This is a genomic window from Bradyrhizobium sp. AZCC 2176 (assembly GCF_036924645.1).
In the GTDB taxonomy this organism is placed as follows: domain Bacteria; phylum Pseudomonadota; class Alphaproteobacteria; order Rhizobiales; family Xanthobacteraceae; genus Bradyrhizobium.
Genome location: NZ_JAZHRX010000001.1, coordinates 6,302,735 through 6,329,147 on the forward strand (window position 1 = coordinate 6,302,735; position 26,413 = coordinate 6,329,147).

The window sequence follows — 26,413 nt, forward strand, 5'->3', positions numbered from 1 at the left end:
TCCGGATCAGCCCTCGTGCCTGAATATGCTGAACTGGAAGATCTGCCGGGAGTCCCACGGGGTCGCGTGTTCGTGCCGTTGCGTGTGCACCAGCGTAAACGCGGCGCCGAGCGTCTGCCCCAGGCTTGCGCTGTCATAACGCGCGACCGGCAGGCCGCTGCACTTTTCGGGGCCGTCGAGCGCGAAGGTAGCCATGATGGCGTGCCCCCCGATTTTCAGGCCGCGCTTAAGGCGCGCGATGTAGTCGGCGCGATCGCTCGCGTCGGTGAGAAAGTGAAACGCAGCCCGGTCGTGCCAGATGTCGTAGCGCCTGGCCGGCTCCCAAATCGTCGCGTCGGCGACGATCCAGCTAACCCGCTTGGCGCTGGCGCCAAGGCGGCTCTCAAGGCGGCTTTTGGCGGCGGCCAGCGCCGCGCCCGAAAGATCAAGCACAGTGACATCCTCAAACCCCTGCCCGACGAGATGGTCGACCAGCCGCGAAGCACCGCCGCCGATGTCGATGATGGCTGACTTGCTGGTGGCACCCGCCTGCACGATCAATTCGAGCGAGGGCGCCGGCCTCTGCTGAAACCAGCTCACCTCGTTCTCGCCCTTCGTCGTGTAGACGCTCTCCCAATGGGCCTGACGACGGCTGGCATCTCCCATAAGACCCTCCCTTGCTGTCCGGACGCTCGATATAGGCCATCCCTAACGCGCGAAGACCAGACCTTCGGCGGTCGCACGCGCGGCGGAGGGCGCCGGCCAAGCCGACCATAATGTATAACCAGTGGGATATGGAGACTTCCGAAGACGGACCGGTCGCAGTTTTGGGCGATTTCGTGTCGCTCCGTGTTCCCTCTTGACTAATACATATCTCCGCGGTTATGAGTTTGATCAATAACCCAAAGGTTATCGATCCCAGATGCCGAACCCGCACGACGTGCTCTTCAGAACCCTTGCCGATCCCTCCCGTCGGGCGATCTTCGAGCGGTTGTGCCGCGAAGGAGAGCAGACGGTGGGGGCCCTGACGGCGCAGGCCGGGATCTCGCAACCGGCCGTCTCGAAACATCTCGGTGTTCTCAAGCAGGCCGGGCTGGTGCGTGATCGCCACGAAGGCCGACAGACCCACTATAGCGCGCAGCTCGGCGCCCTGGCCCCGCTGATCGACTGGACCAGCGAGATGGCGGGGTTCTGGCAAAGGAAATTCGACGACCTCGAAGATCTGCTCAAACGGATGGACCAATGACCAATACTGCAACCGAAGCCCGCTCCGTCATCATCGAACGGGAGATCTCTCATCCGCCGGAAAAGCTCTGGCGCGCGCTCACGCAGCCGCATTTGATCGAGGAATGGCTGATGAAGAATGACTTCAAGCCAGCCGTGGGCCACCGTTTCAATCTTCGCGGCGAATGGGGCGGCGTGCTGGACTGCGAGGTGCTTGCCATCGAGCCGAGCCGGACGCTGTCCTACACCTGGAATTTCAAGCACGAGGATGCGGCCTACGATCTGCAGAGCGTGGTGACGTTTACGCTCACCCCAACAAGCGCGGGGACACTCCTGCGCATGGAGCAGTCGGGCTTCCGGCCGGATCAGAAGCGGGCCTTTGGCGGCGCCAAGGTCGGATGGCAGCAGTTCTTTGCGAAACTGGAGGAGGTTTTGGCGCGGACGGATTGAATTCTGCCACGTCGCTGCGTCCGGCTCATTTCAAATCAAGGGAGGTCTCATTGAACTGGAATACGTCCATTCGGCAAATCCACCGCTGGCTGTCCATTGCCTTTACGGTGACCGTCATCGCCAACTTCGTCGCGATGGGATTGGGTGAACCTCCGATCTTGGTCGTCTACTCGCCACTGCTTCCGCTGTTTTTGCTCCTGTTCACGGGTCTGTACATGTTCGTGCTGCCGTATGCCGCCAAGTTGCGCGGCGGGCGAGGCGCCGCCGGATAGAAGCGAACCGCAATGGCCAAGAAGAAGTCGGTGAACGTCGCAAGAAAAGCCGCCGCGAAGCGGGGCGCTGCGAAGCCGACCCTCCTCGCAGGCGGCAACCCTCAGATCGCGAAGGGGGACGGCGACGCCCCGGTGCAGGCCTACATTGCGGCCATGCCGGGCTGGAAACGGGACGTCGGGCGCCACCTCGACGCCCTCATCGTGCGCACCGTCCCTGGTGTGCGGAAGGCCGTGAAATGGAACTCGCCCTTCTATGGCGTCGAGGATCAAGGCGGCTGGTTCCTTGGCTTTCACTGCTTCACGAAGTACGTCAAAGTAAGTTTCTTCCGCGGCACGTCGCTGCGCCCTCTCCCGCCCGGCGAGTCCAAGCACAAGGAAGTACGCTACCTCGATATTTGCGAGGACGTCCCACTCGACGAAGCTCAGTTTACAGCCTGGGTGAAGCAAGCCAGCCGATTGCCCGGCGAGCGATTGTGAGCGGAATGACAGCAAGAAAGCGATGACAAGCATGAAGAAGAGCGGCACGAAGGAAGCAAAAGGTGAAGGCTCTCCCCCTCAGCACATCGACGCGAGGATCAAGGAATTGGGCGATTGGCGCGGCGAGACGCTCGCGCGTGTGCGGAGCATCATCAAGCAGGCCGATCCCGAAGTGGTCGAGGAGTGGAAGTGGCGCGGCGTTCCAGTGTGGGAGCACGACGGAATCATCTGCACCGGTGAGACCTACAAGGCTGTCGTGAAGATGACCTTCGCCAAGGGCGCCGCACTGGACGACCCGTCAGGCCTCTTCAACTCCAGCCTGGAGGGTAACACAAGGCGTGCCATCGATATCCACGAGGGCGACAAGATCAACGAAAAGGCGTTGAAGGCGCTCATCCGCGCAGCCGTGGAACTGAACATGTCGGCGCGAGCTGCCCGCTCCCGGAAAAAGAAGAGCGCTTGAGGCTACGTCCTCGACTAGGCGCTTGCCTCACTCACTCGCCGGTAATGCCGAGCGAGCGGACCAGCTCACCGCGCGCCTGATAGTCGACTTCGATCTGGCGCCTGAAATCATCAGGCGTGCCGCCGACGGCGACCATGCCCTGCTTGTCCAGCCAGGCGCGCATCGAATCCGTTGCAAGTATCTGGTTCACTTCCTTGTTCAAGGCAGCGATCACCGGCTTCGGCGTGTTCCTCGGAAGCATGAACCCGATATAGCTGGTGATCTTGAACTGCGGAAAAGTTTCGCTGATCGCCGGCACGTTGGGCAGCAGCGGAAATCGCTTCTCGGATGTGACGCCGAGCAGCTTGATCTTTCCCGCCGTTGCCAGCGGCTCCACCGCCGTGGGCGCACCGAACAGCAGCGGGATCTGCCCGCCCAGCAGATCGTTCACCGACGCCGCCGTTCCCTTGTAGGGAATGTGGGTCATGGTGAAGCCGCCATACTTCTGTAGCAACTCGCCGGCGAGGCGGTGCGGCGTGGAGCTGCCTGAGCTACCAAAGCTTAGATTCTGCGTCTTTTGCTTGCCCAGCGCGACGAGCTCGGCCACCGAATTCGCCGGCACATTGTTGGCCGCGGCCAGCAGTAGCGGCGCCCACGCGACGTTGATGACCGGCTCCATCGCCTTCGAAAGGTCGAAGTGATTGCTGGTGGCGAGGTGCGGATCGATGGTGACCATCGCATCCGTCACCATCAGGATGGTGTATCCGTCGGGCTCGGCGCGTGCGGCGGCCTGCGCCGCGATCATGCCGTTGGCCCCCGTCTTGTTCTCGATGATGACAGATATTTTGAGATTCTCGCCGAGCTGCTTGCCGATGATCCGGGCCAGCGCGTCGGCCTGCCCTCCCGCGGAATAGCCGACCAGCATCGTGATCGATCGCGATGGATATGGCTGTGCCCGTGCAGGCAATGCGATCGCGCTCAGCGCAAGAGCCGCGGTCGCCACACCGAGGATGCGAGCTTTCGCTCGAACCAGTTTACCGGAAATCATGCTCCGCCTCCTCCCTGACCATGTGGCATTGCGCGAAGCGGTTGGACCGCTCTTCGTGTTCGCTTCGTCTTGTTCGCTTCTATGCGGGCACGCTCGCAGCCGTGCCCAATACGCCCGCCGAATACAGTTCGATGATTTCCTGCTCCGAATATCCGGCCGCGCTCAGAATCTCGCGCGCGTGCTCGCCGACCCGCGGCGGCTGGCGCTCGAGACCTGCGCGTTCGCGCCCGTCGCCGAATTCCACCGGCAGCGCGGGGATTCCGACCAGCGGTCCGCCGCCCGATCCGGATACGGCTGTCGCAAGCAGCCCGCCATGGGCAAGCAGATGCGGATCGATCGACAATTCATCGGGCCGTCCGACGCGCGAATAGGCCACCCGCGCCGCTTCGCACTTTTGAAGGATTTCATCGAGCGGCAATTTCGCGATCTGCCGCTCAAGCTCGGGAAGCATCCACTCGCGCGCCGCGCACCGCCTCGCATTCCCTGCAAGCCGCGGATCGTCGCGCCAGTCGTCGAATCCGAAGGCTTCGCAGAAGCGTTGCCAGTGTCCATCCGACGTGCAGCCGATGAAGACCTGGCCGCCGTCGGAAGCGGTGAAAACGTCGTACACGCCCCAGGCGTTCTTGCGGACCGGCATCGGCGGCATCGGTCCGCCCGTTACGGCACTTCCCACGACGATCGCACCGAGCATGAACGTCGCGCTTTCAAACAGTGAGCTTGCGACCTTCTGCCCGATGCCGGTGGCGTCGCGCTCGCGAAGCGCGGCCAGTGCAGCAACTACGCCGAATACGCCGCCGAGAATGTCGATGACTGGTGCTCCGGCACGCAACGGCCGGCCGGGCGGCCCCGTCATATAGGCGAGCCCGGACTGCATCTGCACCACCTCGTCGAGCGCGCCGCGGTTCTCGTAAGGACCTTTCAGGAAACCTTTCATCGAGAGGTAGACGAGGCGCGGGTTGATCTGGCGCAGATCCTCCCAACTGCATTTCAGCCGCTCGATCGTTCCCGGGCCAAAGTTCTCCAGCACGACATCGGCATCTTTCACCAGCCGATGCACGATCGCCTGTCCCTCGGGCCGTTTCAGGTCGATCGCGATCGAGCGCTTGTTGCGGTTGTAGGTCGCGAAGAAACCGGCGGCGAAGCCCGGCAACCGCCGCGTCGGATCCCCGTCGACCGGCTCGATCTTCACGACGTCGGCGCCGAGATCGGCAAACACCACGCCCGCGCACGGCCCCATGATGGTGTGGCCGAAATCGAGCACCTTCAGCCCCGCCAGCGGTCTGGAGGAAGTCGTCATGCAGCCCGTCTCCTGAATGCGGCGAGCGTTCCCGATCGCAGCGCGGCGCTCGGCAGCCGATGTCCGACGATCCGCTCGGCGAGCCGCCCAGCCTCGATCAGCGCCTCGATGTTCAGGCCGGTGGCGATACCCATCTCCTCGCAGAGCAGCGCGAGTTCTTCGGTGGCAATGTTGCCCGGCGCCGCCGGCTGGCCGGCAAATGGGCACCCGCCGAGCCCTGCCACCGCGGCATCGAACGCCGTGACCCCGAGCCGCAGGCCCTCATAAGCGCAGGCGATGCCCTGCCCGCGCGTGTCATGGAGATGAAGGGCGATCCGCACATCGTCGAAACGTTCCCGAACCGCGCCGATGGCGTCCGCGACACGCCGGGGCGTCGCCCAGCCCATGGAGTCCGCGAGCGCAACGTCCTGTATCTCGACGCCCGCTTCGCGCGCGATGGCGAGCGCGTCCGCTACGGTTTCGACGACTTTGGCCGGCGAGATGTCCCCCGCAAAATTGCAGCCGAAGGCGGCCATGACGATGATTTTTGCAATCGGCACGCCGGCTTCCCGATGCACGCGCACATATTGGCGCATCGCCTCGATCTGTCCGGCACGGTCGCGGTTGAGGTTCCTGATCGCGAACGGTTCGGATGCGCTCAGTGAAATGAATCCGGCAAGAGTGAGTTTGTCCTTGAACGCCAACGCGCGCTGCATCCCGGCTTCGTTGAACCATACCGCGGAGTATTCGACGCCTTCAGGCGCGGCAAACCCTTCCACGACCGCCTCGGCATCGGCCCAGCCCGGAACGTGCTTGGGATTGACGAAAGAGGCGACCTGGATCCGGCGGAGCCCGCACGCGGAGAGCGCGTCGATCAGCGCGATCTTGTCTGCCGTCGCGATCGGACCCGGCTCGATTTGAAAGCCTTCGCGCGGCCCCTCCTCGCTGATGACGACGCTATCAGGCAGGTCCACGCCTCGCTCCTCCGGATTATCCTTGTTGGTCGTGAACCGAGCTTGCCGCGCGCATAGACATCTGACAAATATAATATGAAGATCATTTCGTTCTGATAATTAGATGCGAGGGGCGATTTCAGTGGCGCTCGGATTGCGGCAGATCAGATATTTCATCGCCATCGCCGACGCCGGTGTGCTGTCGCGGGCGGCCGAGACGCTCAACGTCGCCCAGTCGGCGTTGAGCCACCACGTCGCAGCGCTCGAAACCGATCTCGGCGTCAAGCTGCTCGAACGACGGCCGCGCGGGATCGCGCTGACCGCGGCCGGCCGGCGGCTCTACGAACACGCCAGCGCCGTGCTGTCGGCGCTCGGCAAGGCGGAAGAGGACGTACGGACCTATAACGAAGCCGCGACCGGCCCGGTTGGCCTCGGGCTCAGCCATACCGCGCTCTCGATGGTCGCCCTCGATGTCATGAAGGCGGTGCGAAAGAACTCCCCGGGCGTTCACCTGACGGTCGTCGAGGCGCTGTCGCCCGCACTGATCGAGCGCGTCTTCTCAGGGACCGTCGATCTCGCGCTAACCTATAATCCACCCAGGGATGCCCGCCTCGAGGTCGAGTCGCTGCATGACGAAGACCTCTATCTCGTCGGGCATCCGAGCCTGATCGGCAGGTCATCCGGTCCGATCGCCTTTTCTGCGATTCCGCAACGAAGCGTGGTTGGACTGACGCCGATGCCGGCCTCGCGCGCCATCATCCAGACCCAGGTTCTGCGCAACCAGATCACGCCGAGCGAAACACTCGAAGTCGATTCATTGTCGGCGTTGCGCATGGCGCTCGAGGCAGGGCTCGGATGCGCAATCCTCTCCCGCGCCACCGTGCTCTCCGACCTGGCGGCGGAGAAGTATCACGCACGGCGCATCATCGATCCGCCGCTGACGCGCTCGTGCGCCTTGGTTTCGCTCGCGGATCGGCCGCAGACCAAGGCCCTCCTCGAGGTTCGCAGGACCGTGGTCGAAATCGTCCGCGCTGCCGTCAACGAAGGGCGCTGGCCCACGAAAGGAAACGGCCGGAGGAGCAAGCGCGCTACGACCTAGCGCCTCCGATCAGAGCCGGCGTTGGTATGGCTCCCCGGCGACATTTAGCCAGGCGGCATTCGCTCGAATTTCTGCAGCGAGGAATCCATCGTGTCCCACGCATGGCCGCGGACGTTGTATGTGACCACTTGCGGATTGAACTGGCTTGGGTCGTCGAGGCTGGTCGCGTGGATCGCGATCGGTTCCGGCATGGCGACGAATGTCACGTAGACCGGCGTTCCGCAGGTCGGACAAAAGGCGTGGAGCTTTTCGTTCCCGCTGTCGCCTGCTACCCGCCAATTCTTCGCTTCGCCCGTAATGGTCATGTCGGCTCGCCGGGGGAAGACCAGATAGGATCCATGCCCCGTACCGCTTCGTTTCTGGCAATCGCGGCATTGGCAGTGGCTCTCGGCGATGGGTTTGCTGCTCGTCTCATAACGGATCGCGCCGCACGCACATCCGCCGGCATAGGGCTTGGTCATGGTCATTCTCCAGTTCCTGATTGATACGCCAGCGATCAGGCCGATTTCGGCTTGGCGAAAACGTCGAGGCCCTGGCCGGTTTCCAGCAAGGATTTCAGGCTGGCGAGGACGACCGGCCACCCCTTCTTGATGCCGTTCGCCATCCCGCTGCCGGCAGCGAGTTCGTCATGGGTGACAGTCAGCCGGACCATGGCCTCGTATTCCTCGATCTCGAACGTCACTCGGCTGTAGGCGGAAGGATCGGAGGCCTGCGACGCATTCGCCCAGGTGATGACGAGACGGGCCGGCGGCGAGACTTCGACGACCTTGCCGACGAGTTCGACGGTCCGCTCGTCATTGGCGCGGACGTGCTCCCATTTCGATCCGGGGTTCCAGTCAGAGACGTTCTCGTGGCCCCAGTAACGCCTTGCGATCTCTGGTTTCGTGATCGCCGCGAACACCTTGTCCGGCGTCGAGCGGATATAGGTCACGTAGACAAAGCTGGTCGTCTCTTTGGTCATTGTCATTCTCCTTCGAGCTCTTTCTTCAGGTCGTGCAGCAGGCTGAGCCGCTGTCGTTCGAATTTTCGCACCCACCGTTCGTAGACCTCGTGAAGCGGCACGGGGTTGATGAAATGCAGCTTTTCCCGGCCACGCCTGACCGTGCTGACCAGATTGGCCGCCTCCAGGATTTCGAGGTGCTGCGTGGCGGATTGCCGGGCCATGTCGAGGTTTTCGCAAAGCTGACCGAGCGTCTGCCCGTTCTTCTCACAGAGAAGGTCAAGCAGCTTTCTGCGTGTCGGATCACCCAGCGCTTTGAAAACCTTGTCGGCCTGCATCGTTCTCGCTCTTAGTCGAGAACATCATATGCAGGTAAATACCTGCATGTCAAGCGACGGCAACCAGGCTCGCGATCAGGTGATCGTCACCTTGCGGTTCAGGACGGACGATCAGGATTGGCGACGGATCGCAACTGGATACGGCTATCGCGCGGCTGCCGCCTGGATCGCGTGCCAGATGCGGGCGGGCGTTGCCGGCATGTCGAGATGCCGCACGCCGAGCGGCGCGAGCGCGCTCATCACCGCGTTCATGATGGTTGCGGGGGCTGCGATGGCGCCGGCCTGACCGCTTCCCTTCACACCCAACCGGTTGGCGCGGCTCGGAAAGTCGCCCGTCAGGCTACCCTCGAACGCCGGAAGATCGCCCGCGCGCGGCAGCGCGTAATCCATCAGCGAGCCCGAGAGGATCTGGCCGGTCTCCGCATCGAACAGCGCGTGCTCGAACAATGCCTGCCCGATGCCTTGCGCGACGCCGCCATGAACCTGCCCGAGCGTCAGGCGAGGATCGAGCAAACGGCCGTAGTCGTCGAAGATGACGTAACGATCAAGCTTCACCTCGCCGGTTTCAGGGTCGATCTCGACCTCGGCGACATGGCAGCCGTTGGGAAAGGTGTAGCGGTCGCAGAGGTGGGTCGCCTTGTACGCCAGTCCGGGCGCGACATCGTCGCCGGGCGTCTGATACGAGGCCCGCGCCACCTCCTCGAGGCTGAGTTCCTGCCCGGTCGCGGCCACGCGCAACATGCCGGCTTCGTAATGAACCGCATCGACGCCGGCCTGCAGCAGGCGCGCCGCAAGCCGCCGTGCATTTTCGATCGCGCCTTCGGCCGCCATCAGCAGCGCGGTGCCGCCCTGATGCATGGAGCGCGCCCCGCCATGGCCGCCGCCGGCGTCGAGGTCATCCGTATCGCCTTGCCGAAACCGGAAGCGCGCAAGCGGCAGGCCAAACGCATCGGCCGCGATCTGGGCAAATGTCGTCTCGTGGCCCTGGCCGTTGGAATGCGTGCCGACCTTCAGGTCGATCACGCCGTCCTTGCCGAAACCCACCTCCGCCACTTCATTGGGCTGGCCCCGCGACGTTTCGAGAAAGCAGGCGTAGCCGAGGCCACGCAGCCTGCCCCGCTTGCGTGAGCTTCGCCGGCGCGCATCGAATCCGGCGGCCGCCTTGACCGCGCGATTGATCGCGTGGGCAAAGCTGCCCTGCTCGACCGTAAGCCCCATCGCGCTGGAATGGGGAAAGCGGCGAAAGATATTCTTGCGCCGCAACTTCAGCGCATCGATCCCGAGCTGGTGGGCTGCAATGTCGATGCAGCGCTCGATCAGATAATTCGCCTCGGGCTTGCCGGCGCCGCGATAGGCGTCGATCGGCGTCGTGTTGGTGAATACCCCGCTGGTCTGAAAGGCGATCAGCGGAATGTCGTAGACGCCGCCCATCGCGCTCGCCATGGCCCTGGTTGGCACGCCCGCCGCCAACGTCGAGATATAGGCGCCCAGATTGGCGAAGACTTTGGTGTCGAGCGCGAGGAAGCGGCCATCGCGGTCGAGCGCCAGGCGGGCCCGGACCAGGCTGTCGCGGCCATGGACGGAGCCGACAAAGTCCTCGCTGCGATCGCCGATCCACGTAACGGGGCGGCCGAGCCGGCGTGCCGCCCACAGCACCAGCACCCATTCCGGATAGAGAACGTTCTTCATCCCGAAGCCACCGCCTACATCGGGAATGCTGACGCGAAGTTTTTCACGCGGGATACGGAAAACGGAGTCAGCGAGCAGGTCGCGGATCATGTGCGCGCCGGCGGCCGAGGCGGTCAGGTGCAGGCGGCCACTCGAGGCATCGAACTCGCCCAGCGCACCGCGTGTTTCCAGCGGCGCAGCGACGACGCGGTTGTTGACCAGCTCGCATTCCACGACATGGGCGGCGCCACGGATAGCAACTTCGACCGGGCCGATCTCGCCGCGGTTGAACTGGAACGCAATGTTGCCCCTCGCCTCCGGCCAGATCGACGAGGCGTCCGGCAGAATGGCATCCGCGATCGATACCACCGGCGGCAGCGGCACATAGTCGACCACAATGGCCTCGGCGGCATCGCGCGCGCGTTCGGCGTTCTCCGCAACCACGAACGCGATCGGCTCGCCGACATAGCGAACGACGTCGCGCGCCAACGCGTGACAGGGCGGCACCACGAGCGGCGTGGTCATCGGAATACCGGTCACCGCGCAGGGCAGCGGTCCAATACTGTCGGCAGCCAATTCCTGTCCCGTGAGCACGGCCGCAACGCCGGGCACCCGGCGCGCCGCATCGACGCTGACCGCGGCGATCTGTGCATGCGCATGCGGCGAGCGAACGACGACGCCATGAAGCGCCTTTGGCGTCACGAGATCGGCGACGTAGCGCCCGCGTCCCCGCACGAAGCGCTCGTCTTCAAGGCGATCGATGCTGCGCCCCAATAACGGCTCGGTCATGGGAAGCTGTATGGAACCGGAGGGCTTCAAACGCAAGCCGCGCCACGGTCAAGGCCGCCGAACGGACGACCGCGAGCCGGCTCACCGCGTCGAACTCTGGCGACAGAGGCCCCGCAAATGCGGGGCCTCTGTCCGCCACCATCCGCTGGCCGGAAGCTTAATTCCCTACGCCGGGGCGGAACGCTCCGCGCCCTGCAGCTTGCGCTTTCGCCAGACCGATCCCGCGATCAGCACCACGACGATGCCGATGATTCCAAGGATCACCTCGCCGCCATGCCCGCCATTGGCGAACTGCGGCGCCATGCCGAGCGATTTGAGGAGTCCATCGAGGCCGACACCGACCGGACCGTCGAAGAACGCGTGCAGCGATGGCTGCACCGCGGGGTCGGTCGCCATCACCTCGCCGGCGATCCAGCCGAGCAAGCCCGCGCCGGCCCACACCAGCGCCGGAAGGCGCGTCAGCAGCGCCATGATCAGCGCGGCACCGGCGACGATCAAGGGAACGCTGATGGCAAGTCCGATGACAAGCAGGGGAATGCTGCCATTGGCGGCCGCGGCAACCGCGATGACGTTGTCGAGGCTCATCACGATGTCGGCGATCGCCACGATCTGCACGGCCGCCCACAGATGCGCCGCCGCGTCCACGTCGCTCTCGTCCTCGTTTTCAGGCACCAGCAGCTTTGCCGCGATCACGAGCAGCGCCAATCCGCCGACCAGCTTGAGGTACGGCAGCCCCATCAACGTCACGACGATACCGGTGAAGATGATACGCAAAAAGACCGCAACGCCGGCGCCAAGGACCATGCCCCAGAACCGCTGCCGCGGCGGCAGCCCGCGGCACGCCATCGCGATGACAAGCGCGTTGTCACCTGACAGCAGGATGTTGATCCACATGATCTTGCCGAGCGCAACCCAGAAAGCCGGTTGCTGCACCTCGGCCTGGAACTGGCTGAAGAACGCCGAGATCGTCGCGGGATCCAAGATTTGCCACAGCCAGTTCACAAGCGTTTCTCCCCCGGCCCGTCAGCCGTTGCGCGCGGCTATTGCTGGCCGCTTTCCCAATTGATTCAGCCGACGATTTCGTTGCCGGAAAAAAACTGCGCGATTTCGATCGCGGCGGTCTCTGGTGCGTCCGAACCGTGCACCGAGTTTTCGCCGATCGACTTCGCATGCACCTTGCGGATCGTGCCGTCCGCCGCCTTCGACGGATCGGTCGCGCCCATCACGTCGCGATATTTCAAAACGGCGCCCTCGCCTTCCAGCACCTGCACCACGACCGGACCCGAGGTCATGAAGTCGACCAGTTCGCCGAAGAACGGGCGCGCCTTGTGAACGGCGTAGAAGGTTTCCGCCTGTTCGCGGGTCATGCGAATGCGCTTCTGAGCGACGATACGGAGCCCGGCCTTCTCGATCAGGGCGTTGACGGCGCCGGTCAGATTGCGCTCGGTCGCGTCTGGTTTGATGATCGAGAAAGTGCGTTCAATCGCCATTGTTTACGTCCTTGCAAACCGCTGGGTGGAGAGTTGCGGGGGCTTATATCGGCGCCACCTCACGACGGCAAGCGACCCGGTGACGCGGCCTGCCGGTCATTTTCGAGGTGTTTTCGCGTGGCAAACCACCCCGAGCCCGCTCATAGGCGCCGCAAATTACAACAATTTCACGAAGGTGAACCCATTCTGTAACCGCCGTCACGCCGCCATTCAGCTTCGCCGCCGTAGACTTAACGATGATCGGACACCGGCCGCGCATCCGCGGGGCCAGGGGCGTTACGGGAGGCGATCTCACCGATGGCGCGCATTCCGCGCCAAAACCTTGAGGAGACGATTATGTTACGCAAACTCTCGCTTGTTGCAGTGGCCGCGGCATCGCTGGGAGCGGCCGCGCTGATGCCGACATCGGCCTCGGCCGGCGGCTGGCATCACGGCTGGCACCATGGCGGCTGGCATCACCATCATCACGGTTGGGGTGGCCCGCGCGTCTTCATCGGCGGCCCGGCCTTTTACGCCGGCGGATATGGCGGCTGCTATGTGCGGCGCCTGGTTCCGACCCCCTGGGGTCCGCGCTGGCGGCTGGTGAACCGCTGCTACTGAGCTGATTTGAGCTTCCCCCTGAGACTGACGCCCCGGCCGCCGCGCCGGGGCTTTTTTTGCTCGGAACCGAATCGCAGACCGCATCTCACTACTTGTAGGCGAACGCATGCGGTCATGCACGGAAACCAATCTCGCCGTTGTGACTTGACCATTTAATATCAATCAAGCCTTGCGAATACTGCAAGGTGGAACTCATAGAGACGCCGATGGATGGCCGAATCAACAACGATTTTGAACGGATCGATCACAAGACCTGCGTGTCGATCTGTGATGCCATCGGCGAACGGCTGCAGCAAAACCTGCGTCCCGACACCGAACTGCCGCCGCGCTTGCGCGAACTCGTCGATGAGTTGCGTCGCCGCGATAATGAGTTGCATTGAGGGCCAAGGACAGCCGATTTGCCGATAAATGAGTTGCGTTTGGCGCCGGGTCCGGTGACAACCCCGCATGCTCTCCATCACAGATATTTCGGTCCGGATTGCCGGGCGGCTTTTGATCGACGACAGTACGGTGCAGATCGTGCCCGGCGCGCGCGTCGGCTTCGTCGGCCGCAACGGCGTCGGCAAATCGACGCTATTTCACGCGATCCGTGGCGACCTGCCGGTCGAATCGGGGAGCATCACCCTGCCGCCGCGTTGGCGCATCGGCAGCCTGGCGCAGGAGGCGCCGGACGGCCCGGAAAGTCTCATCAATGTCGTGCTGAAGGCCGATCTGGAGCGCGATGCGCTGCTCCGTGAGGCCGAAACCGCCACCGATCCGCATCGGATCGCCGAGATCCAGACCCGGCTGGTCGATATCGACGCGCACTCCGCGCCGGCCCGCGCGGCCGCGATCCTGAGCGGGCTCGGATTTTCCACCGCAGATCAGGCGCGGCCATGCTCGGAATTCTCCGGCGGCTGGCGCATGCGGGTGGCGCTGGCGGCGACGCTGTTCTCCGCACCGGACCTGCTGCTGCTGGACGAGCCGACCAACTATCTCGATCTCGAAGGCACGCTGTGGCTGGAAGACCATCTGGCCAACTATCCGCGCACCGTGATCGTGATCAGCCACGACCGCGACCTGCTCGACACCTCGGTCGACCAGATCCTGCACCTCGATCGCGGCAAGCTGACGCTCTACAAGGGGACCTATTCCTCGTTCGAGGAACAGCGCGCCACCCGCGAGATGCTGGACGCCAAGCACGCCAAGCGCCAGGCTGACGAGCGCAAGCGGCTGCAGGCCTTCGTCGATCGCTTCAAGGCAAAAGCCTCGAAAGCCCGCCAAGCCCAGTCGCGCGTGAAAATGCTGGAGCGGATGAAGCCGGTCACCGCGCTGGTGACGCAGGACGTGCGCGAGATTTCGTTTCCGACGCCGGAGAAAATGCTATCGCCGCCGATCCTCGCGGTCGATGACGTCTCGGTCGGCTATGATCCGAAAAAGCCGGTGCTCAACCGCGTGACGCTGCGGATCGACACCGACGACCGCATCGCCCTGCTGGGCTCCAACGGCAACGGCAAGTCGACGCTGGTGAAACTTCTGGCCAGCAAGCTGCCGCCGTTTTCGGGCCGTATCACGCGTGCGGAGAAGCTCTCGGTCGGCTATTTCGCACAACATCAGGTCGACGAGCTCAACCTCGACGCTTCACCTTACGATCACATTCGCAAGCTGATGCCCGATGCGCCGGAAACCAAGGTACGTGGCCGCACCGGCGCGATCGGCTTTTCCGGCAAGGCCGGCGATACCCTGGTCAAGAGCCTGTCGGGCGGCGAGAAGGCGCGACTATTGCTCGGGCTCGCAACGTTCTACGGCCCGAACATGATCATCCTCGACGAGCCGACCAACCATCTGGACATCGACAGCCGTGCGGCGCTGGCGGAAGCGATCAACGATTTTCCCGGCGCCGTCATCATGGTCTCGCACGACCGCTATTTGATCGAAGCCTGCGCCGATCAATTGTGGGTCGTCGCCAATCAGACAGTGACGACTTACGACGGTGACCTCGACGAATACCGGCGAATGGTGTTGTCGATCGGCGACACACGCGGCGGTTCGCGCGAGCGCAGCGGCGAGCGTATCAAGGAAAACGCAAGGCCTGAGCGTGGCAAAAGCGAACGGCGAACGCCGCTGAAGCAGCGGATCGCCGTGGCCGAAGCCGAAATCGAGCGCATCACCGGCATCATCGCCAAGATCGACACGGCGCTTGCGCTGCCGGACCTGTTCGCGCGTGATCCCAAGCAGGCCGCCCAGCTCGGCAAGGCGCGCGCCGGCGCCGAAAGCGCGCTGCGGCGGGCCGAGGAAGCCTGGCTTGAGGCCAGTTCGGAATTTGACGAAGCAGCAGGCTAGGCCGGTGAACCCATAAGTCGCCGTGGATGGCTTGCTTGAGTCCGCCGTGCCCCGATAGCGACCAAAATCTCGCGGGCAGCGAAATTACGCGATGTGCCAAGAGGGAACCATTCGGCCAGGCTCTTCTCTACATTTCAGAACTGATGGCAACGCAAATTGCGCCAGCTAGCGCCTTGCCGCCAGAAGTGGCATCGCTTCAAAGATCGGCGGCGGGGAGGCATCGAGGCGTTCTCACTATCCAGGAGGGCCGTGCTCTACTTCTTTCGCGTGCGATGTTCAGCCAACTGGTCCGGGGATCCAATAGTCGCCGGAAAGCGGCCTAACTCTCACGCCGTAAATTACCCCGAGCTGCAAGCTTGGATCGAAATGGCGCATCGCCCGCTCATTGAGGTCAATGATGCGGCCAGGCGTTAGTGGCCCCACGTCATTTATCTTGACGATGACCTTCTTGCCTACGGCCTCAACGAGGGCATACTTCGGCCTCGCGCCGTATTGGACCCCACCAAATTTTTGGCGCAAACTCGTCTTGATGGCAGCCGCCCAGACAGAGGGATCATAGCCCTCGCCAGAGGCTGTGTTCGGGCCGCCCTCCCGCCATCCAGGCCGGAACGGATTGTACGTAGATGCTGCGCCAACGATCGCATCCCCAGAAGCGGCATTGACGACGGCGCTTGAATGAACTGCACCGATTTCACCTCGAGCAACGGTAACAGAAATGGCAAGCGCAACTACGGCGCCGCAAATCGCGGCGCTCGAGCGAAACAACATTACAACTCCTTGATTGATTTTTAGATGGTTCGGTTCCCGATGCCGCAAAACTTGGTCGAGCGAATGCGGATGCGTTAACGAACTCGCGCCAATTTTTTGCGGATTCGTGCCAATCCCGGCGACGGAACCGTTGTGGGAACGAGGGTGGTCCTCGCACAAGCGTTTTAGTTCTCGCCGACTAAGACAGAAATTGCGTCAGCAGCATGACTGAATAGCGCCTCTTTGTTAGGGCGTGAGCAGGAGCAAGCGTCTGACCGACGCCGCTCGGGGTCAATCGCGTCGCTTTGGCCGTCTGCGCGCTACTTCCGGTTTCCCTGCAACCGGACGGAATTGGGTCCAGCGAGCGTGTCTCGAAAGTGCCAACATGAGACTCATGCGGTGCAGAAACGTTGGTCGCTCAAATCATTACGTGAAAAGCAGCTAACTTGAGATCCGCCCGTCTGCCTATTCGGGGAATCCAGCACTCCGCAGTCCCATGGTAAATCTCGCTATATGCTCGGGCCGCTTCGTTGTTAGATATTCATGAATATTCGAAATCCGCGCCTCAGGGGTGACTTGCCTTAGCCGAGCCACGGCTTGTTGCGCGACTTGTTGACGACCTATGAGCGCGTTGCTCACAGCGGCGTAACGAAGGGCGACAGGCCAATTGGGCCGCAAACGTAATGCCCGATCCGCCCATACTGCCGACTCGTTGTAACTGCCTTGGAAAAAATATGCTGACGACATCCCGGATTGTGCCAAATGCATGAGCGGGTCTAACGGGTTCAAACGCATCGCACGATGAAAGTGCTCAATCGCTAGTTCGCATTGGCCCGAGGCGATGCGAATCCAACCGCTGCGTTGCCAACCCACGGCGAGATTTGGATTAAGCTCTAGAGAACGATCAACGAGGGCGATTCCGTTTTCCCAATCACCGGCCATTGTCAGCGCGTGGGCGCTCCAACTAGGGCATTGTTACGTCCAAGTTCTTCGGCACGCCGAGCCAATCGTCCGGCCTCGGCATTCTCAAATATCCTATCCAGCATCCAGCCATTCGACCTTCGCATGATGTAGCAGGCAACAGCCATCGCATAAGGTGTCGCGAAACTTGGATCACATTCTATGGCACGATAAAATAATTCCAGTGCTGCGTTGTGGGCGGCCTGTGTCCACTCATGCCAGCCCGCCATACCTCGCAAGTAAATCTGATAAGCATTGAGGTTCTCTGTTGGCTTGTTTTTTGCTCGTTCAATTTCAGCCAATTCGATTTTTGGCGCAATCGCTCCTACGACACTTGTAGTCATCTCGTCTTGAATATCGAAAATGTCCTCGAGTTTGCCTTCATACTTGTCCGCCCAGATATGGATACCCGTTAAGGCATCTACGAGCTGTCCCGTGATCCGCACGCGGTTCGCAGCTTTACGCACACTGCCTTCGAGCACGTAGCGCACGCCGAGATCTCGGCCAACTTGACGGATGTCAACAGCCTTATTTTTGTACGTAAAGCTCGAATTGCGTGCGATGACGAATAACTCGTTGAACCTCGACAATTCCGTGATGACGTCCTCTACCATGCCGTCAGCGAAATAATCTTGCTCTGGATCGCCGCTCATGTTCTGGAACGGGCAGCACAGCGATGGAGGGTTTGTCGGGCAGTGGAAGGGGTTGGGCGGTCTCGATTGATAGCTTCGGCGACGGTAACGCAGACGACTTCACGTCGATCCTCAATCGCCACGCGCGCATCGGTTCAGCAATATTCTTGAGAGTTTGAGCGCCCATATCCTCTAAGGTGCCCTCAACCTTGCCACGAACCTGCCGGTGAACATCGTCGGAAATGCAAATCCCGCCCGGCTCTGCGATCCCTTCGAGACGCACTGCAATATTGACACCATCACCAAAGATATCATCGTCTGCGATGATAATATCACCGAGGTGAATGCCGATGCGAAATTCGATCCGCCTGTCCTGCGGCACATCGGTATTTTGTTCAGCCACGCCGCGTTGGATCTCGTCGGCACATCGCACGGCGTCGACCACGCTGGCGAACTCAACGAGAGCGCCGTCCCCGGTGTTCTTGACGACACGTCCGTGATGCTGAGCGATCTTGGGATCGAAAAGCGCTTTTCTGAGAGCTTTCAGTTGCGCCAGCGTGCCTTCTTCGTCGATCCCTATCAAGCGGCAAGAGCCCACGACATCTGCCGCCAGAATAGCCGCCAATCGCCGCTCCACGTGCTCGCTGTTCATGATGCACCCCCGGGCTCGGGGACAACTGAAGATTCAATAGCACAATTGTGGACCGATGTCCGGCTATGCCCACGTCCGAACGGGTCATTCGCAACCGTCGGCGAACCGGAGGCAAGTCCGGCCATGTCCACTATGCCGTCGAAAGCGGAAGTAAATTCAGAGCATCAGTCTAGCGGGCTTGGACGCATTTTCTTAGCGCGAGCCGGCATCCGGTTCGTTCGAAAACGCTATAGCCAACGGGAGGGGCGCAAGCACTGGGTCACGTCGCGGCCGGCTTCTTCTTCGGCTTTGCGCCCTTGGCCGGCGCGACCGGCTCCGGCGCGCGCTCGATCGACGTCAGGCGTCCCGCCGTGAAGGTGTAGATGCCGGCACGCTGGCCGCGCGAATAGCTGACGACCGCCACGCGGTCGCCGCGGGGATTGTTGGAAAAATTGACATTGTCGGGTGCACCAATGCCACGCACAACGTCGCACTCGGTGTGCCCCAGCGCCACCCTTCCCGTCGTGGAGGGAGGCGGGCTGCCTGCAGCACCGTTTGTCAACGCGTTGGCGTCGGCACCCGGCGCCGCCATTCCGGGACAACCGCCGTCGGCACTGACCAGTTCATCCGGCGTAACCGGCTTGTCCGGACTGAGCGGAGGTGTTTCGATCGACACGTTTCGGATGAACACGCGTCCGGTACGCGAAAACCAGTCCGCATCCTTCGACATAATATCCGTCGCGCCGGAACAGCCTGCAAGCGTGGGCCCGAGCAGCAACAATGTCAGCAGTGGCTTTCGATCGATTGTTCCGCGTCGCACGCTAGACCCCGGCTCCCGCCCTTACTGTAACCATTTGTCCGACCATCACTTTGCGGCACGACCATGACTGCTCGCAAGGTCCGGCGCAGAATCCGCAGATTATCATTGATTCCCAAGGATTCCCAAGCATCGCTAATTTCCAGGGATCGCTAACTTCCCAGCATCGCTATTGCCGCCGCTGCCACCGGCCGCGCTCATCGGCCTGCCAATAAGTCACCTCGAACCCCCGCGCCTTGCAATCGGCCCAGGCGCCGCGCGCCGCGGTCAGCGCGTCGGTATCGTCGCCGTTGAAGACCAGCACCACCCGTTCGTAGCTGTCGCAATCGACGGGCAACGCCGCGTTGTCGATCAGGAACCTGACATTGGCCCGGTTCGGGTTGCCCTCCTCGATCGAGAGAATGATGGGCTGGTCCTGCGCATCGCCGACACGCCATGTCGCGTGCGGCAGGAACGAATCGTCGCTGTAAGTCCACAAATGCGCATCGAGCGCCTCGGCGCGCTCCGGCGAGGTCGATTGCACGACCACGCGCCAGCCGCGCTCGAGCGATTTTTCCAGAAGCGGCGGCAGTACGCTTTCGAGCGACATGCTCTGCAAATGATAGAACAGGACTTCCGTCATCCGGCTGCGACCAGTTTACTTTGTGGCTTCGTAGTATTCCGCGACCAGCCGGTCCAGCAGGCGAACGCCATAACCTGAACCCCAACTTTGGTTAATGTCGGTTTTCGGCGCGCCCATTGCAGTTCCCGCAACGTCGAGGTGCGCCCACGGCGTGTTGTCGACGAAACGGTGCAGGAACTGCGCGGCGGTGATCGAACCGCCATGGCGCCCGCCAGTGTTCTTCATGTCGGCAAACTGCGAATCGATCTGCTTGTCGTATTCGGGACCAAGCGGCATGCGCCAGACGCGCTCACCGGTTTCGTTCCCGATCTTGCTCAGCCGCTCTGCCAGTTCGTCGTTGTTGGAGAACATGCCGGAATATTCGGTGCCGAGCGCGACCATGATCGCGCCGGTGAGCGTCGCAAGATCGACCATGAATTTAGGCTTGAATTTCTTGGCGACGTACCAGAGCACGTCGGCGAGCACGAGCCGGCCTTCGGCGTCGGTGTTGATGATCTCGATGGTCTGCCCCGACATCGAGGTGACGATATCGCCCGGGCGCTGGGCATTGCCGTCAGGCATGTTCTCGACCAGGCCGATGGCGCCGACCGCGTTGACCTTCGCCTTGCGCGCAGCCAGCGCATGCATCAACCCGACGACGCAGGCCGCACCGCCCATGTCGCCCTTCATGTCTTCCATGCTGGCAGCTCCCTTGATGGAGATACCGCCGGTATCGAAGCAAACGCCTTTGCCAACGAAAGCAACGGGTTGATCGCCCTTCTTACCGCCGTTCCAGCGCATGATCACGGTGCGGCCGGGCTGCGTCGAGCCCTGTGCGACACCGAGCAAGGCGCCCATCCCGAGCTTCTTCATCGCCTTGACGTCGAGCACCTCGACATCGACACCGAACTTCTTTAGTTGGCTGGCGCGGCGCGCGAATTCGATCGGGTACAGCACGTTGGGCGGTTCGTTGACGAGTTCGCGCGCGATGACCACGCCGTCCACGACATGGGATGCCGGCGCGAAGGCCTTTCGCGCAGCAGCGACATCCTCGACGGCAATTGAAACGTCGGCGCCAAGCGCGCCGTTCTCGCCGTCTTTCTTCTTGGTCTTGTAGCGGTCGAATTTATACGCGCGCAGCCGGATGCCCGACGCGATCGCGGCAGCGGCATCGCCCTGCATTGCCGCCTCGGGCAGTTCGGCGATCACGGTGACCGATTTACTGGCGGCGTTGAGCTTGCCCGCCGTCACCCCGCCGAATTTGAGAAAATCCTTCTCCTTGATATCGGCCGTCTTGCCGACACCGACCACGATCAGGCGCTCCGCCTTGATTCCGTCCGGCGCCGGAATATCGAGCGTCGATCCGCTCTTTCCCTTGAACTGGTTGGCCGCCGCCGCCCGCTTGACGGTATCGGCCGCCTTTCCCAGCGCCTTCCGAGTGGCCTCGCCGAATTTCAACGCGTCATCGCAAAACACCACGAGAACGCCGCGGGGCGCTGTGGAAAAAGCGACAAAGCCGACCTTGACGGCGTCGGACATGGGTAAATCCTCCAGAATTCAGGGCTGTCTTGCGGGTCCGGAATCGGCCCCTACTATGGAATATTCTCTTCGGTATGGCCCAAATGGCTCCGGACCTGATGCTTTCCGCACTATGACCCGTTAGCCGCAGCACTGCCAAGGGCCGCAGTGACCGGAAGGCCACATGAAGTGAATTATTAGTCATACCGGAAGCGCGCCACGGCCCGGCCATTTTGTTGACGGATCAAAGGGATGGTAGTGAAAATCTAGACGGCTGGCGGTTGGCGGCCCGACCAAGGGGAACCCTCGAACAGGGGTTGGTCGGAAGCCGCTCTTTGGGCATGCAAGGTGGGATCGTGCGGTAACGATGGGGTCGATCGACAGGTACATTTTCCGCACGACGCTCGCGTCGTTTGCGCTGGTCCTGGTCAGCCTCACCGGCGTGATCTGGATTACGCAGGCGTTGCGCGGCATCGACCTGATGACGAGCCAGGGCCAGACCATCATCACCTTTCTCGGAATCACCAGTCTGGTGATTCCGGCGCTTGTCCTGGTCATCGCGCCGATTGCGCTGATGATCGCGATCTCCCACACGCTGAACAAGCTCGCCACCGATTCCGAAATCATCGTGATGAATGCCGCCGGCTTTTCCCCGTTCCGGCTATTCCGCCCGTTCTTCTTCGCCACCTGTGTGGTGGCGGCCCTGGTCACCTTCATCGCTGCCTATCTCGCTCCCGACGGCCTGCGCCGGATCAAGCAATGGGACGCCGAGATCACCGCCGATGTGCTGACCAACATCCTGCAGCCCGGCCGTTTCGCCCAGCTCGACCAGAACCTGACGATTCGCATCCGGGAACGGCAGCCGGGCGGCGTACTCGCCGGCATCTTCGTCGACGACCGCCGCGATCCCAAGGAGCGCGTCACCATTATTGCCGACCATGGCACGGTGCTGAAGAACGAGAACGGCTCTTACCTGGTGCTGGAGAACGGCAATCTCGAGCGTTTCGAGGCGGGAAAACGCGATCCGGCGCTGGTCGCTTTCGCCCGCTATGCTTTCGACATGTCGAAGTTCTCCAATCGCGGCCGCGACGTCGCACTGGGAATTCGCGAACGCTATCTCTGGGACCTGGTTTCGCCCTCCGACGACGATCCGGTTTTCAAGCAACTCTCCGGACAGTTTCTCGCCGAACTGCATGACCGCTTCCTGGCGCCGGTATATCCCTTTGCGTTCGCCGTCCTGACCTTTGCCTTCCTCGGCACGCCGCGCACCACGCGCCAGAGCCGCAATTTTTCGGTCGGCGGATCCATCCTGGCGGTGTTCGGCCTGCGTATGGCGGGCTTCGCTTGTTCGGTGATGACGGTGAAGACGCCGGGCATGGCTGTCGTCCAGTATTTGATGCTGTTCGGCGCGATCGGCGTCGGGCTGTGGATGATCATCGGCGGCATCGTGGTGGAGCCGCCGGCAGCGCTGATGGAGGCCATCAACAGGTCGAACGCACGGCTGGCGCGGCTCTTTGGACGGCCCGCCACAGCATGAGCATGATGACCAACACGCTCGGGCGATACTTTGCAGGCCGCTTCCTGGTCGCGGCGGTGGGCGTGTTTGCGAGCATTTTCGTGTTGCTCGTGCTGGTCGACTACATAGAAATGGTCCGCAAGACCTCCGGGCTGGTGTCGGCATCCGCGATCACGGTGGCTCAGACGTCGCTTTACCGGGTGCCGCAACTGCTCGAAAAGCTAATGCCGTTCTGCGTCCTGATCGGCGCCATGACCTGCTATCTGGCGCTGTCGCGGCGGCTTGAGCTGGTGGTCGCACGTGCGGCCGGCGTATCTGCCTGGCAGTTCGTCGCACCGGCGCTGGCCAGTTCGATCCTCCTCGGCACCGTGGCAACGGTTGCCTACAACCCAATGTCGGCGAACCTGCGCGAACTCTCCAAGCGGATGGAGGCCGAACTGTTCGGCTCGGCGCCCGGCGGCGGCATCCAGGATGCCTCCGGCTTCTGGCTCAACCAGATCAACAGCGACGGCCAGTCGATCATCAATGCGGCGCGCAGCGAGCAGCAGGGTGTCCGGCTGACGGGACTGACCGTGTTCCGGTTCGATACTGATCTGCAGTTCAAGGAGCGAATCGAAGCCCGCGAAGCATTCCTCGAGGAGGGCCGGTGGGCCTTCAAATCGGTACGAAGATACTCCCTGGATAAACCTCCGGTTGATCAAGACAATTATTACCTCTCAACCACCCTCACCCCGGCCCAGGTCCGCAACAGTTTCTCCACCCCGGAAACCGTGTCTTTTTGGCAACTTCCCGGCTATATCCGCTCTTCCGAAAGCTCGGGCTTCGCGACCGCAGGCTACCGCCTGCAGTACCATAAGCTTATCGCACAGCCGTTTTTGCTGGCTGCAATGGTGATGTTGGCGGCTTCCGTCAGCCTTCGCTTCTTCCGGATGGGCGGCGTGCAGAAGATGGTTTTGAGTGGCGTGGGCGCAGGCTTTCTGCTCTACGTTCTATCGAAAGTTACTGAGGATTTGAGCAAGGCTGAGTTGATGCATCCCATCGCTGCGGCGTGGTTGCCCGTCTGCGTGGGCGGCCTCACCGGTTTTTTGGCCTTGTTGTACCAGGAGGACGGGTAGTGGCCGTTGTCGCCGCCCGCAAGTTGAGGTCGCCTGCGTTCAGGCGGCGCACCATTGTGCGCCGCTACCGAGCCCGCATGGCCGCCGTTTGCGCCCCCATGTTTGCCCTGCTTGCCGGGCTGGTTTTCGCCGGCTCGATCGAGCTTGCCCTGACTGTGCCGGCCTCGGCGCAGACCTTCACCTATAATCCGCGGCCGCCAAAGCCGCCGCCACGGCCTGCCAACAACGACGGCAAGATGCTCGTGCAAGCGGTCGAGGTGGACTACGACTACAACAACCAGCGCGTGTCGGCGGTCGGCAACGTGCAGATGTTCTACAACGGCACCAGCGTGGAGGCCGACAAGGTCATCTATGACCAGAAGACCAAGCGGCTGCATGCGGAAGGCAACATCCGCCTGACCGACGCGGAAGGCAAAGTCACCTACGCCAACATCATGGACCTGAGCGACGACTACCGTGACGGTTTCGTCGATTCGCTGCGGGTCGATACCGCGGATGCCACGCGGATGGCGGCGACGCGCGCCGACCGGTCCGCCGGCAATTACACCGTGTTCGAAAACGGCGTGTATACCGCCTGCGCGCCCTGCAAGGACAATCCGAAGAAGCCGCCGCTGTGGCAGGTCAAGGGTGCGCGCATCATCCACGACCAGACCGACAAGATGCTGTACTTCGAAAACGCGCAGCTCGAGTTCTTCGGCGTGCCGATGGCGTATCTGCCGTATTTCTCGACGCCCGATCCGACCGTCAAGCGCAAGACCGGCTTCCTGATGCCCGGCTACAGCTCGGTCTCGACCTATGGCTACGGTGTCGAGACGCCGTTCTATTGGGCGATTGCGCCGGACTATGACGCGACCTTCAATCCGCGATTCACTACCCGGCAGGGCGTGCTGTTCCAGGGCGAATTCCGCCAGCGGCTGATCAACGGCTCGTATCAGATCCGCGCCTATGGCATCGACCAGCTCGATCAGGACGCATTCAAGGGCCAGCCGGGCGACCGTCAGTTCCGCGGCGGTGTCGACACCAAGGGCCAGTTCGCGATCAACGACAAATGGGTCTGGGGCTGGGACGGCGTCCTGCTGTCGGACTACTACTTCTTCTCGGACTACCGGCTGGCCCAGTACAAGGATCCGCTGGGCTCGTTCCTGAGCCTTCCGACGGAAGCCATCTCGCAGCTTTATCTGACCGGCGTCGGCAGCCGCAGCTTCTTTGACGCGCGCACGATCTATTACCTGTCCTTCTCCGGCAGCCAGGACAAGGTGCCGGTGATTCATCCGGTCATCGACTATTCCAACGTCATCAACAGCCCGATCCTCGGCGGCGAGTTCAGCTACAAGACGAATTTCACCAGCCTGTCGCGCACGACCGCGGCCTTCGACCCGATCACGACGCTGGCGAATACCAACGGCCTGTGCCTGACCGCATCGGCCGATCCGATGGCCCGGATCCCCTCGCAGTGTCTGCTGCGCGGCATGCCTGGCACCTATACGCGGCTGACGGCCGAAGCGCAGTGGCGGCGCTCGTTCACTGACCCTCTCGGTCAGATCTGGACCCCGTTTGCGATCATGCGCGCCGACGCCATCGACGCCTCGATCTCGAACCAGCCCGGCGTTTCGAACTTCCTGCCCGTCGGCGACACCCAGGCGGTCCGCCTGATGCCGACGGTCGGCCTCGAATATCGCTACCCCTTCATCAACGTTCAGCCTTGGGGCACGACCACGATCGAGCCGATTGCGCAGATCATCGCTCGTCCCAACGAGACCTATGCCGGCAGGCTGCCCAACGAAGACGCCCAGAGCATGGTGTTCGATGCCAGCAACCTGTTCGCGGTCGACAAGTTCTCCGGCTACGACCGTGTCGAAGGCGGCGGCCGCGCCAATGTCGGCGTCCAGGCGACCACGCAGTTCGACCACGGCGGCAGCGTCAACGTGCTGTTCGGACAATCCTACCAGTTGTTCGGCCTGAACTCGTTCGCGGTGGCGGACGCGACCAATACCGCGGTCAATTCCGGCCTGCAGAACTCCCGATCCGACTACGTCGCCCGCATCAATTACTCGCCGAACCGGACCTATACGTTCAGCGTGCGCACGCGCATGGACGAAGCGACGCAGAATCTCAACCGCTTCGAGGCCGAAGGACGCGCCGCGTTCGACCGCTGGTCGGTGAGCATGATTTACGGCAATTATGCCGCGCAGCCGGAACTCGGCTATCTGACCCGGCGCGAGGGCCTGCTCGGCAGCGCATCGATCAAGGTAGCATCGAACTGGGTCGTGTCGGGCTCGGCACGGTGGGATCTTGAAGCCAACAAGCTGAACCAATATGTCGTCGGCGCCGGCTATGTGGATGACTGCTTCGTGCTGGCGGCCAATTACGTCACGTCCTACAGCTACTCCGCCGGGACGACGCCGCCGGTGCTCAGCCACGCGTTCATGCTCCAGATCGGCCTGCGGACCATCGCGAATTCGTCCTCGTCGGCCGGCGGCACCGGCGTTCAGTAGCGTGAGGCCTGACC

General features: G+C 62.4%; 28 protein-coding genes. 12 read left to right on the forward strand and 16 right to left on the reverse strand.

The features are described 5' to 3' along the window. Positions 1-6: 6 nt before the first annotated feature. Entirely contained in the window at positions 7-645 is a 639-nt protein-coding gene (locus tag V1288_RS29800) for a class I SAM-dependent methyltransferase (protein ID WP_334360422.1), read from the reverse strand. 256 nt (positions 646-901) lie between these two features. On the opposite strand from V1288_RS29800, the gene V1288_RS29805 reads away from it, so the two are divergent. From V1288_RS29805 to V1288_RS29825, 5 genes are read left to right on the forward strand one after another with little or no spacing between them, the layout of a single operon-like run. Continuing rightward, the gene (locus tag V1288_RS29805) at positions 902-1,225 is read left to right on the forward strand and encodes an ArsR/SmtB family transcription factor (RefSeq protein ID WP_334360423.1); all 324 of its coding nucleotides are present in this window, start codon (positions 902-904) and stop codon (positions 1,223-1,225) included. Then, entirely contained in the window at positions 1,222-1,653 is a 432-nt protein-coding gene (locus tag V1288_RS29810; protein WP_334360424.1) for an SRPBCC family protein, read from the forward strand. Before V1288_RS29805 ends, V1288_RS29810 begins: the two co-directional genes overlap by 4 nt. Before the next feature lie 50 nt (positions 1,654-1,703). Next, the gene (locus tag V1288_RS29815; protein WP_334360425.1) at positions 1,704-1,925 is read left to right on the forward strand and encodes a hypothetical protein; all 222 of its coding nucleotides are present in this window, start codon (positions 1,704-1,706) and stop codon (positions 1,923-1,925) included. A gap of 12 nt (positions 1,926-1,937) precedes the next feature. Then, complete coding sequence (locus tag V1288_RS29820) at positions 1,938-2,402, forward strand: DUF1801 domain-containing protein (protein WP_334360426.1); 465 nt, start codon at positions 1,938-1,940, stop codon at positions 2,400-2,402. Between the two features lie 31 nt (positions 2,403-2,433). After that, on the forward strand, positions 2,434-2,865 hold the full coding sequence (locus V1288_RS29825; RefSeq protein ID WP_334361439.1) for a DUF1801 domain-containing protein: 432 nt from the start codon (positions 2,434-2,436) through the stop codon (positions 2,863-2,865). A gap of 31 nt (positions 2,866-2,896) precedes the next feature. Here V1288_RS29825 and V1288_RS29830 read toward each other — a convergent pair whose 3' ends face one another. From V1288_RS29830 to V1288_RS29840, 3 genes are all read right to left on the reverse strand, one after another. Then, on the reverse strand, positions 2,897-3,892 hold the full coding sequence (locus tag V1288_RS29830) for a Bug family tripartite tricarboxylate transporter substrate binding protein (RefSeq protein WP_334360427.1): 996 nt from the start codon (positions 3,890-3,892) through the stop codon (positions 2,897-2,899). 79 nt (positions 3,893-3,971) lie between these two features. Further along, the gene (locus tag V1288_RS29835; protein ID WP_334360428.1) at positions 3,972-5,189 is read right to left on the reverse strand and encodes a CaiB/BaiF CoA transferase family protein; all 1,218 of its coding nucleotides are present in this window, start codon (positions 5,187-5,189) and stop codon (positions 3,972-3,974) included. Next, positions 5,186-6,142 (reverse strand): hydroxymethylglutaryl-CoA lyase, encoded by a 957-nt coding sequence (locus V1288_RS29840; RefSeq protein ID WP_334360429.1) that lies wholly within the window; start codon positions 6,140-6,142, stop codon positions 5,186-5,188. Before V1288_RS29840 ends, V1288_RS29835 begins: the two co-directional genes overlap by 4 nt. A gap of 103 nt (positions 6,143-6,245) precedes the next feature. On the opposite strand from V1288_RS29840, the gene V1288_RS29845 reads away from it, so the two are divergent. Beyond that, positions 6,246-7,220: a LysR family transcriptional regulator gene (locus tag V1288_RS29845; protein WP_334360430.1), complete on the forward strand. Its 975-nt coding sequence runs from the start codon at positions 6,246-6,248 to the stop codon at positions 7,218-7,220. Between the two features lie 44 nt (positions 7,221-7,264). Here the strand turns inward: V1288_RS29845 and V1288_RS29850 are convergent, their stop codons facing one another. The 6 genes from V1288_RS29850 to ndk form a co-directional block, all read right to left on the reverse strand. Beyond that, positions 7,265-7,681, reverse strand: coding sequence for a GFA family protein (locus V1288_RS29850; protein ID WP_334360431.1), 417 nt, complete (start codon positions 7,679-7,681; stop codon positions 7,265-7,267). Between the two features lie 35 nt (positions 7,682-7,716). Then, entirely contained in the window at positions 7,717-8,181 is a 465-nt protein-coding gene (locus V1288_RS29855) for an SRPBCC family protein (RefSeq protein WP_334360432.1), read from the reverse strand. A gap of 2 nt (positions 8,182-8,183) precedes the next feature. Next, entirely contained in the window at positions 8,184-8,498 is a 315-nt protein-coding gene (locus tag V1288_RS29860; protein ID WP_028346460.1) for an ArsR/SmtB family transcription factor, read from the reverse strand. 144 nt (positions 8,499-8,642) lie between these two features. Further along, positions 8,643-10,955 carry a xanthine dehydrogenase family protein molybdopterin-binding subunit gene (locus tag V1288_RS29865; RefSeq protein WP_334360433.1) on the reverse strand — a complete coding sequence of 771 codons (2,313 nt, stop codon included), beginning with the start codon at positions 10,953-10,955 and terminating at the stop codon, positions 8,643-8,645. A 165-nt stretch (positions 10,956-11,120) separates the two neighbouring features. Next, positions 11,121-11,957 (reverse strand): TerC family protein, encoded by an 837-nt coding sequence (locus V1288_RS29870; RefSeq protein ID WP_334360434.1) that lies wholly within the window; start codon positions 11,955-11,957, stop codon positions 11,121-11,123. Positions 11,958-12,022: 65 nt separating this feature from the next. Next, complete coding sequence (ndk, locus tag V1288_RS29875) at positions 12,023-12,445, reverse strand: nucleoside-diphosphate kinase (RefSeq protein ID WP_108519317.1); 423 nt, start codon at positions 12,443-12,445, stop codon at positions 12,023-12,025. 336 nt (positions 12,446-12,781) lie between these two features. Between ndk and V1288_RS29880 the strand changes: the two genes are divergently transcribed. From V1288_RS29880 to V1288_RS29890, 3 genes are all read left to right on the forward strand, one after another. Further along, a complete protein-coding gene (locus V1288_RS29880) occupies positions 12,782-13,045 on the forward strand; it encodes a sulfur globule protein precursor (protein ID WP_334360435.1) in 264 nt (87 codons plus the stop codon). A 206-nt stretch (positions 13,046-13,251) separates the two neighbouring features. After that, positions 13,252-13,425: a hypothetical protein gene (locus V1288_RS29885; protein ID WP_334360436.1), complete on the forward strand. Its 174-nt coding sequence runs from the start codon at positions 13,252-13,254 to the stop codon at positions 13,423-13,425. Between the two features lie 67 nt (positions 13,426-13,492). Continuing rightward, positions 13,493-15,367, forward strand: coding sequence for an ABC-F family ATP-binding cassette domain-containing protein (locus V1288_RS29890; protein ID WP_334360437.1), 1,875 nt, complete (start codon positions 13,493-13,495; stop codon positions 15,365-15,367). 276 nt (positions 15,368-15,643) lie between these two features. On the opposite strand, the gene V1288_RS29895 is transcribed toward V1288_RS29890, so the two are convergent. The 6 genes from V1288_RS29895 to V1288_RS29920 all read right to left on the reverse strand — a co-directional run bounded on the left by V1288_RS29895 (position 15,644) and on the right by V1288_RS29920 (position 21,294). After that, the gene (locus tag V1288_RS29895) at positions 15,644-16,294 is read right to left on the reverse strand and encodes a septal ring lytic transglycosylase RlpA family protein (protein WP_334360438.1); all 651 of its coding nucleotides are present in this window, start codon (positions 16,292-16,294) and stop codon (positions 15,644-15,646) included. A 764-nt stretch (positions 16,295-17,058) separates the two neighbouring features. After that, positions 17,059-17,727, reverse strand: coding sequence for a hypothetical protein (locus tag V1288_RS29900; protein WP_334360439.1), 669 nt, complete (start codon positions 17,725-17,727; stop codon positions 17,059-17,061). After that, positions 17,693-18,358: an adenylate/guanylate cyclase domain-containing protein gene (locus V1288_RS29905; protein ID WP_334360440.1), complete on the reverse strand. Its 666-nt coding sequence runs from the start codon at positions 18,356-18,358 to the stop codon at positions 17,693-17,695. Before V1288_RS29905 ends, V1288_RS29900 begins: the two co-directional genes overlap by 35 nt. Positions 18,359-18,617: 259 nt before the next feature. Next, on the reverse strand, positions 18,618-19,112 hold the full coding sequence (locus tag V1288_RS29910) for a hypothetical protein (RefSeq protein ID WP_442893994.1): 495 nt from the start codon (positions 19,110-19,112) through the stop codon (positions 18,618-18,620). Positions 19,113-19,323: 211 nt separating this feature from the next. Then, positions 19,324-19,776 (reverse strand): DNA polymerase III subunit chi, encoded by a 453-nt coding sequence (locus V1288_RS29915; RefSeq protein ID WP_334360441.1) that lies wholly within the window; start codon positions 19,774-19,776, stop codon positions 19,324-19,326. A gap of 15 nt (positions 19,777-19,791) precedes the next feature. Then, positions 19,792-21,294, reverse strand: coding sequence for a leucyl aminopeptidase (locus V1288_RS29920; protein WP_334360442.1), 1,503 nt, complete (start codon positions 21,292-21,294; stop codon positions 19,792-19,794). A gap of 346 nt (positions 21,295-21,640) precedes the next feature. On the opposite strand from V1288_RS29920, the gene lptF reads away from it, so the two are divergent. The 3 genes from lptF to V1288_RS29935 are packed head-to-tail and all read left to right on the forward strand — an operon-like array spanning position 21,641 to position 26,399. Next, the gene (gene lptF / locus V1288_RS29925; RefSeq protein WP_334360443.1) at positions 21,641-22,810 is read left to right on the forward strand and encodes an LPS export ABC transporter permease LptF; all 1,170 of its coding nucleotides are present in this window, start codon (positions 21,641-21,643) and stop codon (positions 22,808-22,810) included. Beyond that, a complete protein-coding gene (lptG, locus tag V1288_RS29930) occupies positions 22,807-23,904 on the forward strand; it encodes an LPS export ABC transporter permease LptG (RefSeq protein WP_334360444.1) in 1,098 nt (365 codons plus the stop codon). The genes lptF and lptG overlap by 4 nt, the downstream gene beginning before the upstream one ends. Further along, the gene (locus V1288_RS29935; RefSeq protein WP_442893873.1) at positions 23,904-26,399 is read left to right on the forward strand and encodes an LPS-assembly protein LptD; all 2,496 of its coding nucleotides are present in this window, start codon (positions 23,904-23,906) and stop codon (positions 26,397-26,399) included. The genes lptG and V1288_RS29935 overlap by 1 nt, the downstream gene beginning before the upstream one ends. The last annotated feature ends 14 nt before the right edge of the window (positions 26,400-26,413 follow it).

Coding starts and splice junctions, on each gene's coding strand:
- V1288_RS29900 (WP_334360439.1), bottom strand. CDS start 17,727: ATGAGCGGCGATCCAGAGCAAGATTATTTCGCTGACGGCATGGTAGAG.
- V1288_RS29915 (WP_334360441.1), bottom strand. CDS start 19,776: ATGACGGAAGTCCTGTTCTATCATTTGCAGAGCATGTCGCTCGAAAGC.
- V1288_RS29845 (WP_334360430.1), top strand. CDS start 6,246: ATGCGAGGGGCGATTTCAGTGGCGCTCGGATTGCGGCAGATCAGATAT.
- lptG (WP_334360444.1), top strand. CDS start 22,807: ATGAGCATGATGACCAACACGCTCGGGCGATACTTTGCAGGCCGCTTC.
- V1288_RS29885 (WP_334360436.1), top strand. CDS start 13,252: ATGGATGGCCGAATCAACAACGATTTTGAACGGATCGATCACAAGACC.
- V1288_RS29830 (WP_334360427.1), bottom strand. CDS start 3,892: ATGATTTCCGGTAAACTGGTTCGAGCGAAAGCTCGCATCCTCGGTGTG.
- V1288_RS29865 (WP_334360433.1), bottom strand. CDS start 10,955: ATGACCGAGCCGTTATTGGGGCGCAGCATCGATCGCCTTGAAGACGAG.
- V1288_RS29860 (WP_028346460.1), bottom strand. CDS start 8,498: ATGCAGGCCGACAAGGTTTTCAAAGCGCTGGGTGATCCGACACGCAGA.
- V1288_RS29810 (WP_334360424.1), top strand. CDS start 1,222: ATGACCAATACTGCAACCGAAGCCCGCTCCGTCATCATCGAACGGGAG.
- V1288_RS29850 (WP_334360431.1), bottom strand. CDS start 7,681: ATGACCAAGCCCTATGCCGGCGGATGTGCGTGCGGCGCGATCCGTTAT.
- V1288_RS29880 (WP_334360435.1), top strand. CDS start 12,782: ATGTTACGCAAACTCTCGCTTGTTGCAGTGGCCGCGGCATCGCTGGGA.
- V1288_RS29820 (WP_334360426.1), top strand. CDS start 1,938: ATGGCCAAGAAGAAGTCGGTGAACGTCGCAAGAAAAGCCGCCGCGAAG.
- V1288_RS29835 (WP_334360428.1), bottom strand. CDS start 5,189: ATGACGACTTCCTCCAGACCGCTGGCGGGGCTGAAGGTGCTCGATTTC.
- lptF (WP_334360443.1), top strand. CDS start 21,641: ATGGGGTCGATCGACAGGTACATTTTCCGCACGACGCTCGCGTCGTTT.
- V1288_RS29800 (WP_334360422.1), bottom strand. CDS start 645: ATGGGAGATGCCAGCCGTCGTCAGGCCCATTGGGAGAGCGTCTACACG.
- V1288_RS29890 (WP_334360437.1), top strand. CDS start 13,493: ATGCTCTCCATCACAGATATTTCGGTCCGGATTGCCGGGCGGCTTTTG.
- ndk (WP_108519317.1), bottom strand. CDS start 12,445: ATGGCGATTGAACGCACTTTCTCGATCATCAAACCAGACGCGACCGAG.
- V1288_RS29805 (WP_334360423.1), top strand. CDS start 902: ATGCCGAACCCGCACGACGTGCTCTTCAGAACCCTTGCCGATCCCTCC.
- V1288_RS29920 (WP_334360442.1), bottom strand. CDS start 21,294: ATGTCCGACGCCGTCAAGGTCGGCTTTGTCGCTTTTTCCACAGCGCCC.
- V1288_RS29855 (WP_334360432.1), bottom strand. CDS start 8,181: ATGACCAAAGAGACGACCAGCTTTGTCTACGTGACCTATATCCGCTCG.
- V1288_RS29905 (WP_334360440.1), bottom strand. CDS start 18,358: ATGAACAGCGAGCACGTGGAGCGGCGATTGGCGGCTATTCTGGCGGCA.
- V1288_RS29825 (WP_334361439.1), top strand. CDS start 2,434: ATGAAGAAGAGCGGCACGAAGGAAGCAAAAGGTGAAGGCTCTCCCCCT.